Below are 11860 nucleotides of genomic sequence, written 5' to 3'. Positions count from 1 at the left end.
ACCCCAGGCCGGCCGCTGCGCCGGCCGCAAGAAAGGAACCATCCCCATGCCTCGACAGCAGGTAACCACGGACCTCGCGCCCAGCCCGGCCGGCCCCTACTCCCAGGCCATCGCCGCCAACGGCTTCCTCTACACCGCGGGCCAGACACCGCACGACCCCGTCACCGGAGACACGGTCGGCACCACCATCGGGGAGCAGACGGTACAGGCCATGAAAAACCTGGGCGCCGTCCTGAACGCCCATGGCCTGGACTTCTCCCACGTCGTGAAGGCAACGGTCCACCTGCACCATCCCGGCCGGGACTTCGCGGGGTTCAACGCCAGCTACGAAGAGTTCGTTGAGGCCCCCTACCCGGCACGGACCACCGTCGGTTCGTTCCTGGGTGACTTCCTCGTCGAGATCGACGCCGTCGCCGTCATCCCCTAGCGATCCCGGGAATTCCGCAAATTCCGTCGGAAGCGGTCCCGGTTGGTGCGCAAAGGCGCACCGGCCGGGACCTTTCCGTGTGCGCAGTCAGGGCTGCCGGGCGGTAGCGAGCCGCAGCCACAGCCAGAGCCGCGCCGAGGCGTCGCTGAGGTCGATGCCGAGTTCCTTTTTGGCGCGCTCGATCCGGTAGCGCACCGTATTTTGGTGCACGTGCAGTTCCGCCGCGGTCTCGCTCACGCTGCCCTGCCGGTTGAGCAGTGTGAGCAGGGTGAGCGCGAAGCTTCCGCCGTACTCGCGGTCGTGTGCGAGCAATCGGGCCACGTCGTCGCCGGAGTCAAGGCCTTGCTCGCTGAGCAGCTCGCCGAGGCGGGCCAACCCGAGTTCCACCCGGACCTCGTCGAAGGCGGCGATGTGGCCGCCGCTGGTGCTTGCCCGCGAGCCCATGGGGGAGAGCAGGGCGCCCGTGGCCTGCATGGCCTCACGGTAGCTGCGCCCAATCTCCGCGATCGTTGCGGCAGAGCCGCCGATGCCCGCGCAGGCCAGGTGCTCGGGACCCTGTTCGGAGACCCGTACGGTGCGTTCGGCGAACTCGCGGACGGCGGGCGCCGAGTCGCTCGCCACCAGGGCGACGACGGCGGGGCCGAGCAAGGCGGTTTGTGCCCACGGGAACCGCAGGTGCGCATGCGTGCGGATGAGGTGGAGCAGCCGTTGCTGCCCGCCGCCGAGGGTGCGGTTCGCGTCGTCGCGCAGGCCGAAGGCCACCACGAAGTGGGAGCACTCCGGCAGCAGCCCGAGTTGGGTTGCCGCAAGGTGGGCGTGGCCCTGGTCCTCGAACAGCGTACGGAGCAGGTCGGTGCTGCGCTGCTCGCTGCCCGCTATCGCCCGCCTGGCGTGCGACATGTGCAGCGCCACGAGTGGCTCGACCGAGTCCAACAGGGCCAGGGTTTGTTCCGCGCCACCGGGATCTACCTGGATGACCCAGATGGCACCGAGGGCCTCACCATTTGCCCGGATGGCGACTGCCACCCTTCCGTATTTTCCCTCACTGCCCGGAATGAAGACTGCACCGGCACTGCGGTAAAGCGCGGCGTAGCTGGGGCTGGCGGCCGGCGGCACAGGCTCCTGCAACGCAAGGGTTGATTGCCGGCGCATCTCGTCGATGGGCTGCTCGGGCAGGGTTGAATAGCCCACCACGCGGCCCACGTAGTCCACGAGGCTCACGGCACCGCCCGCGAGGCTCGCCAAGGCATTGGCCAGTCCGAAGAGATCGCCGATGGGGACGCCGCTCGCGCTTGCGGTGGGACGGCTCTCTGCAACGGAACGCGCAACGGAGGCGATGAGCGCCCAGTCGGCGTCGGGCCGGATGACGATGATGGCGCAGCCGGCTTCCGCCAACTCGTGGGTGACAAAGGCGTCGCGGCTGTCGCGCGCCTTGACGATCACGGCAGCCGCGCCGTTCAGCGCGAACGCGGACACGCTGGAGGGAAACTCCGGGGAATGGGGGTCCAGGCCGATCCCCAGGACGAGGTGGCCGCCGACCTCCGCGTGCGGGGCGAGCGGATCGTGCAGGGTCACGCCCCGAACGATGCGGGCGAGCTGCTTCTCGCTGCCCAACACCGTCACCAGGCTCGACGTGAGGAGCTCGGCGCAACCGGAGACCGTGAACGCGGAAGCCGGGGGAGCCGGAGTCGAGGTCATAGGAGGATTCTATAGTGATTGCCCCATATGTCCGGTGATTTCTCCATTACGGCTGTCCCGCCCGGAACCCAAACTGGTGGGACAGAACACAGAAATCAAGGAGTGGAATGAAGCCCTCAGACCTGTTCGGGCTCGTGCAACTGCCGCAACGCGCCCGGACGCCGCAGGAGCGTGTCCGGAGCAAGTACCTTACGGTCGAGGACGTGCGCCAGGGCGCCCGTCGCCGCCTCCCCGGCAGCATCTTTGACTACATCGAGGGTGGCGGCGAAGACGAGGCCTCGCTTCGCCGCAACCAGGATGCCTACAGGGACTATGCCTTCGTGCCTCGCTGGGGGAGCCTCCGCTACCCGGATCCGAGCACCACGATCCTGGGCGCAAGAAGCGAGCTGCCCCTGATGCTCTCCCCGACCGGGGGAACCAGGCTCTTCCGCCCGGAGGGCGAGGTTGCCGTGGTCCGCGGCGCTGCACGCGCCGGGGTGCCCTATGGCCTTGCCAGCCTGAGCAACACCCCCATGGAGGACGTCGCAGCGGCGGCGCCCGATGCGCGGCGCTGGTTCAACATGAAGCCGCGGCCCGATCGTGGCGCGACCCAGGCACTCCTGGATCGGGTCGCCGATTCCGGGTACGAGGCGCTGCTCGTGAACATCGATGCCCGAACCATCGGCCACCGTGAGCGTGACTATCGCAACGGGTTCACTGCGCCGCCCACCATCAAGCTCGGAACCGTCATCGAAGGCATCACCCGGCCCGCCTGGTCCTTGGGCTTCCTGCTCAACGACGCGGTGGCGTTCCCCAACCTCGACGGCCGCCGGCCCGAAGGCCCCCTCACCAGCACTCCGGACATGTGGCGGAGCCTGATGGGCGGCGCCTTCGTGCCCATCGGCTGGGACGACCTGGCCGACCTGCGCGAACGCTGGGCCGGAAAGATCGTCCTCAAGGGCTGCGTGAACGCCGACGACGTGGTTCGGGCGGCCGACATGGGATTGGATGCCGCGCAGATCAGCAATCACGGTGGGCGCCAGCTCGACCACATGGCGAGCCCGCTGGACGTGCTGCCCGAAATCGTCGAGCGGGTCCAGGGCCGGATCGAGATCTACGTCGACGGCGGCATCCGCCGCGGCACGGATGTCATCAAGGCCCTCGCCCTGGGCGCCGACGCGGTTTCGATCGGCCGGCCCTACTTGTACGGCCTTGCGGCCGAAGGGGAAGCCGGCGTCGCGCACGTCATCGATCTGTTCCGCCAGGAAATTGTCCGCACCATGTGCCTGCTGGGCTGCGACACGGTAGCCGAGGTTCGTGAGCGGGGCGCCGAACTGCTCCGACACCGTGCCATCACCCCCAGCCGCATTAGCTAAGACCCTGTTCCACCACATCAAGGAGGATGTGCCTTTGAGCAATCTGATTTTGCGCAATTCGATTTTGCGCGGTTCCGTCCGGAGCAATTCCATCCCGTCGGCTCCCCGCCGTACGGCCCCGGCGGCGCTCGCCGCCGTCGCCGTCGTCGCGGCACTGACGCTCAGCGGGTGCGCCGCCGGCGGCGCCGCGCAGACGGAATCGCCGGCCGCCGTCGCGGAGCCCACCATGGCGCCCATTGCGGAGGCCGCGGCACTCGTTCCGGCGGACATCCGCGCAGCCGGGGTCCTGCGGGTCGCCATCCCTACCAACGAACCCCCCACCCAGTATTTCCGGGAGGGAACGGAAATCATGACGGGCATCAATCCGGACCTTGCCCGGCTCGTCGCGGGGGCCCTGGACCTCAAGATCGAGATCGTGGTGAGCACGTTTGATTCGATCATCCCGGGACTCAGCGCGGACCGCTTCGACATGACCGTGTCCTCGATGGCTGTGAGCAAGGAACGGCTCGCCGCGCTAGATTTCGTCGATTACGTCAAGATGGGCAGCGCCTTGGCGGTGCCGGCAGGGAACCCCGGCAAGCTCAGCATTACGGACCTGTGCGGCAAGAAGGTCGCCGCGCTGACCGGCTCGTACCAAGTGACGGCCTACGTGCCCGCGATGGATGCCGAATGCGCCGCGGCCGGCAAACCCGCGATCGTTGTGGGGCAGTTCAACGACACCCGCCAAGCGATCACCTCCATGGCCTCGGGCCGCAACGACGCGGTCTTCGCGGACCTGCCGATTCTCGGCCACGCCGCCAAACAGGAACCGGGCATTGAGATTGCCGGCACGAAGAACGTGTTGCCGGTGGGGATGGGCCTGCCGAAGGGTGGCCAGCTGACCCCGGCCGTTGCGGCGGCGATGAAGGAGATCATCCACTCGGCCGAGTATGCCGCCGTGCTGGCCAAATATGGCATCGAGGGTGGCGCCATCACCGAGGCCCGCGTCAACGTCCCGCGCTAGTCCGCCAAGGCTGAGGTGGAGAAGCGGGGCGACCCCGGGGCTCAGTCCACCCAGCCCCTGAACCATCCCCACAAGTCAGCAAAGTCTTTCCGTCAGAAGGAGAAAAGATGTCAGCAACCACTTCGCGCCGCCGTATGAAGGCCCTGCCGCTGGGCCTGATGGCCACCGCCGCACTGCTCCTGACCGCCTGCGGCGGATCCGGAGGCGCGGCTTCGGCCGAGGTCGACCTCGGTGGCGGCCCCGCGACGGCCGGAACCGTCAAGGCCGGCGCGCTCGACGGCATGAACATGACCTTCGCGTCCTGGGGCGGCATCTACCAGGACGGCCAGATGGCGGCCGCGGTCACGCCGTTCGGCGAGGAATCCGGTGCCCGGGTCCTCTCCGACGGGCCCATGGAGTACGCCAAGGTCCAGGCGCAGGTCGAATCCAACAACGTCACCTGGGACGTGGTGGACACCGACTCCAACTGGGCGCTCGGCCAGTGCGGCAAGCTGCTCCAGAAGCTGGACTACACCATCATCGACAAGTCCAGCATCCCCGAGGGCCTGGCCAGCGACTGCTCCGTTCCCGCGGTGCAGTACGCCAATGTCGTCGTCTACAACAAGGACAAGTTCAGCGACGGCCCAAAGACCTGGGCGGACTTCTTCGACACCAAGAAGTTTCCCGGCAAGCGCGCCGTGCAGGGCAACGACGCAGGCGCGGGCATCTTCGAAGGCGCCCTGATCGCGGACGGCGTGGCGCCGGAGGACCTGTATCCGCTGGACATCGACCGGGCGCTGAGGAAGCTGGACACCATCAAGGGCAGCCTCGTCTACTGGATGACGGGCGCCCAGTCGCAGCAGATGCTCGAGGCCCAGGAAGTGGACATGGCGGTGATCTGGTCCGGGCGTGCCTTCGGCGCGGTGGAGAACGGCGCCCCGTTCGAGCCGGCCTGGGACACCGGCGTGGTCAACATGGACGTGCTCAGCGTCCCCGCGGGCGCCAAGAACCCGAAGGCGTCCATGGCCCTGATCAACTACTACCTGGGCAAGGAGCAGCAGGAGAAGCTCAGCGTGGAGACCTCCTACTCCCCGGCCCACGTGGACGCGAAGCCCCAGGTGAATGAGAACGGGCGGAAGTTCCTGGTCACCGAGCCGGAGATCGCGGAAAGGACCCTGGTCTCCGACTTCGCCTGGTGGGGCGAGAACTACGCCGGCGTCCTCGAGAAGTTCACGGCCTGGGTCGCCAAGTGAGTTTGGCGCTCAAGGAGCCGGTGCGGCCGGCCGGTGACGCCGGCCGCACCGGCGGCGGGCCCACCGCCAGCCCGCGGGGCGGCCCGCGGCTGAGCCCGGTGCTCCTGCTGGTGCCGGCACTGGCGCTGATGGTGGGCGTTTTCGCCTACCCGCTGGCCGAGGCGATGTGGCGCAGCGTCTCGGATCCGGTGCTCGGCGGCCAGAACTACGAATGGTTCGCTTCCGGCGCCGCCAACTGGGCGGTGCTCGGCCGGACCCTGTGGATCGCGCTGCTGTCCGCGGCGATCTGCCTGGGGATGGCGTACCCGTACGCGTACCTCATGGTGCTTTCCGGACCCAGGGTGCGTGCCGCGCTGGTGGTGATCGTCCTGATCCCGTTCTGGACCTCGCTGATGATCCGCAGCTTCGCCTGGATCATCCTGCTCCAGGACAGCGGGATCATCAACGGAATCCTCGGCTTCCTGGGGCTGGGCCCGTTCGAACTGATCCGCAACACCACCGGCGTGCTGATCGGCATGGTCCAGGTGCTGCTGCCGTTTATGGTGCTGCCGCTGTACGCGGCCATGAGCAACGTGGACCTGCGGCTGCTGCAGGCCTCCAGCAGCCTCGGCGCCCGTCCGTTCGTCACGTTCACCCGCATCTTCATGCCGCTGGCGCTGCCGGGAGTGGTGTCCGGCTCGCTGCTGGTGTTCATCCAGGCGCTCGGTTTCTACATCACCCCGGCGCTGTTGGGTTCGCCGTCCGAGCTGCTGATCTCCCAGGCCATCTACCTGCAGGTGAACGGTCAGCTCCAGTGGGGCCACGGCAGCGTGCTCGGCGTGATCCTGCTGGTGGCGACGCTGGCGCTGCTGGCCGTGCTGGCCCTGCTCATGAAGAAGGCCAAACGTGCCGCCGGCGACGAAGGAGGGCTGCTGTGAGGCATTCGGTGCCGACCCGCTCGATCCTGTGGGCCTACACGGGCCTGGTGGCGTTCGTCCTGATCGCGCCCACCGCCGTCGTCATCCCGCTCAGCTTTACCGACAAGGCGTCGCTGAACTTCCCGCCGTCGGGCTGGTCGCTGCGCTGGTACGGGAACTTCTTCAGCGATCCGGCGTGGACGTCGGCCTTCGGCAATTCGGTGCTGATCGCCGTCGTCGTCGCCGTGGCGGCCACCGCGACCGGCACCGCCGCCTCGGTCGGGCTGCAGCGGTGGACGCGGCGCCGCGCCGCGAAGTCGACGCAGGCGCTGCTGCTGGCCCCGATCGTGGTGCCCTCGATCATCCTGGCGATCGGCGTGTACGCGATCTTCCTGAGGCTGCACCTGCTGGGGACGCTGACCGGTTTCGTGCTGGCGCACACCGTGCTCGCGGTGCCGTTCGTCGTCGTCTCGGTGACCGCCGCGCTCGCCGGCTATGACGGGCGGCTGACGACGGCGGCGTCGAGCCTGGGTGCCGGTCGCTGGACCGCGTTCCGCCGGGTCATGCTGCCGCTGATCATGCCCGGCGTCGTCTCCGGGGCCCTGTTCGCCTTCGTGACCTCCTTCGACGAGGTTGTCCTGTCCATCTTCATCAAGAGCCCGTACCTGGAGACGCTGCCCGTGAAGATGTACGCGTCCGTCACCAGGGACACGGACCCGACCATCGCCGCCGCCGCAACCATGATCATGCTGCTGACCACCGCCATCATCGCGGTGGGGCTGCTCAGCATTCGCAGGAGGAAACGTGTCCAATAAGCTGACCGGGGCCGGAACCCGGATCGACATCCAGAACGTCACCAAGCGCTACGCCAAGTCCGTCGCGGTCGACGACGTCTCCTTGACCATCGAGCCCGGCGAGTTCATCACCCTGCTGGGCCCGTCCGGCAGCGGCAAGACCACCACGCTGAATCTCATTGCCGGCTTCACCGACCTGAGCAGCGGGTCCATCGAGATCGACGGCCAGCGCGTGGACAACGTGCCCGCGCACAAGCGCGGCCTGGGCGTGGTCTTCCAGCACTACGCCCTGTTCCCGCACATGAGCGTGGCGGAAAACATTGCGTTCCCGCTGCAGCAGCGCAAGACCCCGAAGTCCGGGCAGAAGGCGCTGATCGATGCGGCGCTGCGGACCGTCGGGCTGGCCGGCTACGGGGAGCGCTACCCCAAGGAACTCTCCGGCGGCCAGCAGCAGCGTGTTGCGTTCGCCCGCGCCATGGTGTTCAACCCGCGGGCCCTGCTGATGGACGAGCCGCTGGGCGCCCTGGACAAGAACCTGCGCGAGAAGCTGCAGCTGGAGATCAAGCGGATCCACCAGGAGGTGGGCCGGACGTTCGTCTTCGTCACCCATGACCAGGAGGAGGCGCTGATCCTCAGTGACCGGATCGCCATTTTCAACAACGGCCGGATCGAGCAGGTGGGCACCAGCGCCGAGCTGTACGAGCGGCCCGCCAGCCTGTTCGTGGCCAAGTTCATGGGGGAGTCGACCGTGTTCCGCGCCGACGTCGAGGCCTCCGGCTCCGACTGGTCCATGGACTTCCACGGCGCCCGGCTGCGCGGACCGGCGGCGCGGCCCGTCTCCGGCAGGGGCGCCCTGGTCCTGCGGCCCGAGCAGCTGCGCGTCGCCCCGCGGGCGGACGAAGCCCCGCGCGGCGCCGTGACCGTCCCGGTCAAGGTCGTGCAGAACATCTACCTCGGTTCCGGGCACAAGTACGAGTTGCGGTTGGCCGACGGCTCCACGGGCATCGTGCGCACTCCGCTGTCCGAAAGCAACGGCCTGCGCCCGGGCGACGACGCCGTCGTCTTCTGGTCCGCACGGGACGGCGTGCTGCTGGAGGACTCCAACCTCGTCTCCGCAACCTAGCTGAATAAGTCCTGATTGGGCTGTGGCGCAGGACAGGTCCCCGGTTCGCTGGCGGTCGGGGACCTGTTCGGGTGCGGGTGTTATCCGTTTCGCAGCGGCTGCAGGGCCGTGGCCCAAGCGATCACCTGGTTGAAGACCACTTCCAGGGCCTCCGCCGCCTCGTCGCGGGGCGCGAACCGAAACTCCTTGGTGAAATGCGTGTCGAACGGCAGGAAGACCTGCGCGCGCACATCGGCCATCTGCATTTCTGCGGCAATGAGCCGCCACGCTTCCACGGACCGGGTTCCGCCGGCGCTGCCGTAGCTGACGAAGCCGATGGACTTGTTGTTCCATTCCGCGTAGAGGAAGTCCACTGCGTTCTTCAGCGCCGCCGGAACGGAGTGGTTGTACTCGGGGGTGACGAAGACGAATCCGTCGAAGGACTCGACCGTCGCGGCCCAGCGCTTGGTGTGCTCCTTCTTGTACTGGCCCATGGAGGGCGGAAGCGGTTCGTCCAACAGCGGCAGGTCGTAATCGGCAATGTCCACCAGCTCAAACCGGGCGTCGGTGCGCGCCTGGGCCCGCTCGAACACCCAATCCGCGACCACCTTGGCATTCCGGTGCGGACGGGTGCTTCCGACGATGATCGCAATCCTCATCAAATGCTCCTTACCTTGGAGGGGCCGGGGACGGCCATGATGTCATGGCCGTCCCCGGCATCCGGGCGGGACGCGTCACTCCGCCTGCGTTGGCGGCTTATTGGAGGTGGGATCGCTGCGCTCCGGCGCGTCCTGCACCTCGGCGTTTTCCCGATTCAGTGCCTGCTGGAGGAGATGAGCTCGACCAGTTCGCCCACGCGGTCCTCGGGCATGGTGCGGGCGATGTCCGCCTGGGTGAGCATGCCCACGAGGTCGTGCCCATCGATGACCGGCAGGCGGCGGACCTTGTGCTCGCTCATGGTCCGGATGGCCTCCTCGACCGAGTCGTCGGCCCCGATGGTGACCGGTTTGCCCTGGCCCAGTTCGCCGGCCCGGACCTCGCGCGCGTCCCGGCCCTCGGCCAGGCACTTGATGACGATGTCGCGGTCGGTCACCATGCCCTTGAGCCGGCTGTCCTCTCCGCAGATGGGAAGGGATCCGACGTCGAGGTCCTTCATCTTCCGGGCGGCCTGCTCAAGGGTCTCGTTCTCGCCGATACACTCCGCGCCGGACGTCATGATTTCTCGTACAGTGGTCATTTCCGTAGCTCCTTAACCAAGGGTCGGGAGTGCCACCGTAGGCACGCCGGTCCAAACGGGACAACCCTTGGGCGGAGGCAAAAACCCGGCGCGGCACCGCTTCCGTGCGCGGCGGGCGGGGGCCCCTTTTCGGCGACTCCGGGAGGGTGGAAGAGGACCCCCGAAACGAAAAAAGAGGCACTCTGGGGGTTGCCGCGAGGTGTGATCCATGCCACTCTTTAACCATGTTCAACTTATGAACATGACGTTCAAATTATTGAGTGACTGGATTCCTGCAACCCCGAGCGCTTCGGACCGGGAACGTGATCACGGTGAGGAGCGAGCATGCGTAGCCTGTACACCTTTGTTTTCGGCCAGCGGAGCCGCACCCTCCCGGGCTCCGGCCGGGCGGTGCACGAGCGCCCCGGGGAACCGTGCGACTATTGCGGGTTTGGAACCGTCACGTGCCTGCCATGGGTCGGCCTGTCCGTGGAGTAGGTCTTTGTCCAAGCCGCCGAGGCAGGAACACAGTGAAGCCCGGCCCCTTTGGGGCCGGGCTTCACTGTGTTCTCAGGATCGTGTTTGCCGGTCAGCGCTGCCCGTTGACCATCCGGGGGACGGAGAGCGGGTTGCTGTCCTGGAGGGCCTCGGGCAGCAGGTGCTGCGGGAACCCCTGGAAGGCGACGGGGCGCAGGAAGCGTTCGATCGCGGCCGTGCCGACCGACGTGGTGCCGGGAGCGGTGGTGGCGGGGTAGGGTCCGCCGTGCTGCTGCGCGTAGGTCACCGAGACGCCCGTGGACCACTGGTTCCAGAGCACGCGGCCCGCCTTCTCGGCCAGCACCTGCACCAGTTCGGCGACGGGGCAGTCGTCCTGGGCCTGGACCGTGGCGGCGAGCTGGCCCTCGAAGGTCTGGGCCAGGGGCACCAGCTGGGACTCGTCGTCGTACTCGACCACGACGGCGGTGGGCCCGAAGCATTCGGCCTCGAGCTCGCGCGGCGCGGCGAGGACGTGCTCTGCGCGGGTGAGCAGCAGGGTCGGCGACGGGGCGTCGGACAGCGGTTCCGGCCCCTGGACCAAGACGCTGACGTGGGGGTGGGCGGAAAGCTGCTGGAGGGACTCGACGTAGCCGGACTGGATGCGTCCGTTGAGCAGCTGCGCGCCCTGGGGCAGGGCGGCGGAGCGCAGGTGCTCGACCATGCCGGAGCCCGCCGGGACGATGATCGTTCCGGGCTTGGTGCAGAACTGGCCGGCGCCGAGGGTGAAGGAGGCGATGAACTCCTCGGCGATCTTCGTGCCCCGCGCCGCGGCGGCCCGCGGGGTGACGAACACCGGGTTGTTGCTGCCCAACTCCCCGTAGAACGGGATGGGTTCGGGCCGGGAAACGGCGATGTCCATCAGGGCCCGCCCACCCGGGATCGAGCCCGTGAAGGAGGCGGCCTTGATCCGCGGATCGCGCAGGGCCGCGCCTCCGGCCTCGAGCCCGCGGACCAGGGCGAAGGCGCCTTCCGGTGCCCCCGCGGCGCGCAGGGCCGACTCCACGATCTGGCCGGTGCGGGCGGAGAGCTCCGGGTGGCCCGAATGGACCTTGAGGAGGACGGGGTTGCCGGCGGCCAGGGCGGAAGCGGTGTCCCCGCCGGCGACCGAGAAGGCGAAGGGGAAGTTGCTCGCCGCGAAGACCAGGACCGGACCGAGGGGACGCAGGGCCCGCCGCAGGTCCGGACGCGGGGCGCCCATGGGCCAGTCGGGGTCGGCGTGGTCGATACGCGCGTCCAGGTAGGCGCCGTCGCGCAGCACCCGGCCGAAGAGGCGCAGCTGGAAGGTGGTGCGCTTGAGTTCGCCCGCGAGCCGGGCGTCGCCCAGATGCGTCTCCTTGGCGGCGAGGGGGATGAGTTCAGCGGCCGCCTCGTCCAGGGCGGAGGCCACCGCATCGAGCATGTCCGCCCGTTGGGCCGGGCGCAGGGCGGCCCAGGGGCGGGCCGCCTGGTGCGCGACGGCCAGGATCTCCTCCAGCTCAAGGGAGGTGGTGGCGGTGGAAGCTGTGGTGATGGCGGTCATGGATCTTCTCCTGGGGGTCGGTTGGCGGAAACGCCCCGGATGCGGGCGGGTGGGCCGTCCGCATCCGGGGCCGCGCGGCCG

Annotated in this window: 11 protein-coding genes; 7 read left to right on the top strand and 4 right to left on the bottom strand. The window is 68.3% G+C overall.

Features of this window, described 5'->3' with window-relative positions:
* The first annotated feature begins 46 nt into the window (after positions 1-46).
* Positions 47-427, top strand: a complete 381-nt coding sequence (locus tag ABD912_RS06155; RefSeq protein WP_345149256.1) for a RidA family protein — start codon at positions 47-49, stop codon at positions 425-427.
* Positions 428-514: 87 nt separating this feature from the next.
* Here ABD912_RS06155 and ABD912_RS06150 read toward each other — a convergent pair whose 3' ends face one another.
* Positions 515-2125 (bottom strand): PucR family transcriptional regulator, encoded by a 1611-nt coding sequence (locus tag ABD912_RS06150; protein WP_345149255.1) that lies wholly within the window; start codon positions 2123-2125, stop codon positions 515-517.
* A 107-nt stretch (positions 2126-2232) separates the two neighbouring features.
* Between ABD912_RS06150 and ABD912_RS06145 the strand changes: the two genes are divergently transcribed.
* From ABD912_RS06145 to ABD912_RS06120, 6 genes are all read left to right on the top strand, one after another.
* Positions 2233-3480, top strand: a complete 1248-nt coding sequence (locus ABD912_RS06145) for an alpha-hydroxy acid oxidase (RefSeq protein WP_345149254.1) — start codon at positions 2233-2235, stop codon at positions 3478-3480.
* 34 nt (positions 3481-3514) lie between these two features.
* A complete protein-coding gene (locus ABD912_RS06140; RefSeq protein ID WP_345149253.1) occupies positions 3515-4483 on the top strand; it encodes an ABC transporter substrate-binding protein in 969 nt (322 codons plus the stop codon).
* 107 nt (positions 4484-4590) lie between these two features.
* Positions 4591-5715, top strand: a complete 1125-nt coding sequence (locus tag ABD912_RS06135; RefSeq protein ID WP_345149252.1) for an ABC transporter substrate-binding protein — start codon at positions 4591-4593, stop codon at positions 5713-5715.
* Positions 5712-6632, top strand: coding sequence for an ABC transporter permease (locus tag ABD912_RS06130; protein ID WP_345149251.1), 921 nt, complete (start codon positions 5712-5714; stop codon positions 6630-6632). Before ABD912_RS06135 ends, ABD912_RS06130 begins: the two co-directional genes overlap by 4 nt.
* Positions 6629-7426, top strand: coding sequence for an ABC transporter permease (locus ABD912_RS06125; protein ID WP_345149250.1), 798 nt, complete (start codon positions 6629-6631; stop codon positions 7424-7426). Before ABD912_RS06130 ends, ABD912_RS06125 begins: the two co-directional genes overlap by 4 nt.
* Positions 7416-8528, top strand: coding sequence for an ABC transporter ATP-binding protein (locus tag ABD912_RS06120; RefSeq protein WP_345149249.1), 1113 nt, complete (start codon positions 7416-7418; stop codon positions 8526-8528). Before ABD912_RS06125 ends, ABD912_RS06120 begins: the two co-directional genes overlap by 11 nt.
* Positions 8529-8608: 80 nt before the next feature.
* Here ABD912_RS06120 and ABD912_RS06115 read toward each other — a convergent pair whose 3' ends face one another.
* The 3 genes from ABD912_RS06115 to ABD912_RS06105 form a co-directional block, all read right to left on the bottom strand.
* Positions 8609-9166 carry an NADPH-dependent FMN reductase gene (locus ABD912_RS06115; protein WP_345149247.1) on the bottom strand — a complete coding sequence of 186 codons (558 nt, stop codon included), beginning with the start codon at positions 9164-9166 and terminating at the stop codon, positions 8609-8611.
* A 155-nt stretch (positions 9167-9321) separates the two neighbouring features.
* A complete protein-coding gene (locus ABD912_RS06110; protein WP_345149245.1) occupies positions 9322-9744 on the bottom strand; it encodes a CBS domain-containing protein in 423 nt (140 codons plus the stop codon).
* Positions 9745-10312: 568 nt separating this feature from the next.
* Entirely contained in the window at positions 10313-11779 is a 1467-nt protein-coding gene (locus ABD912_RS06105) for an aldehyde dehydrogenase (NADP(+)) (RefSeq protein ID WP_345149244.1), read from the bottom strand.
* Between the last annotated feature and the right edge of the window lie 81 nt (positions 11780-11860).

Origin of the sequence: Arthrobacter ginkgonis, assembly GCF_039540195.1 — a bacterium.
Classification (GTDB): domain Bacteria; phylum Actinomycetota; class Actinomycetes; order Actinomycetales; family Micrococcaceae; genus Zafaria; species Zafaria ginkgonis.
Note: the sequence above shows the minus strand (reverse complement) of the source record. Positions and strands in the feature narration are given on the sequence as shown.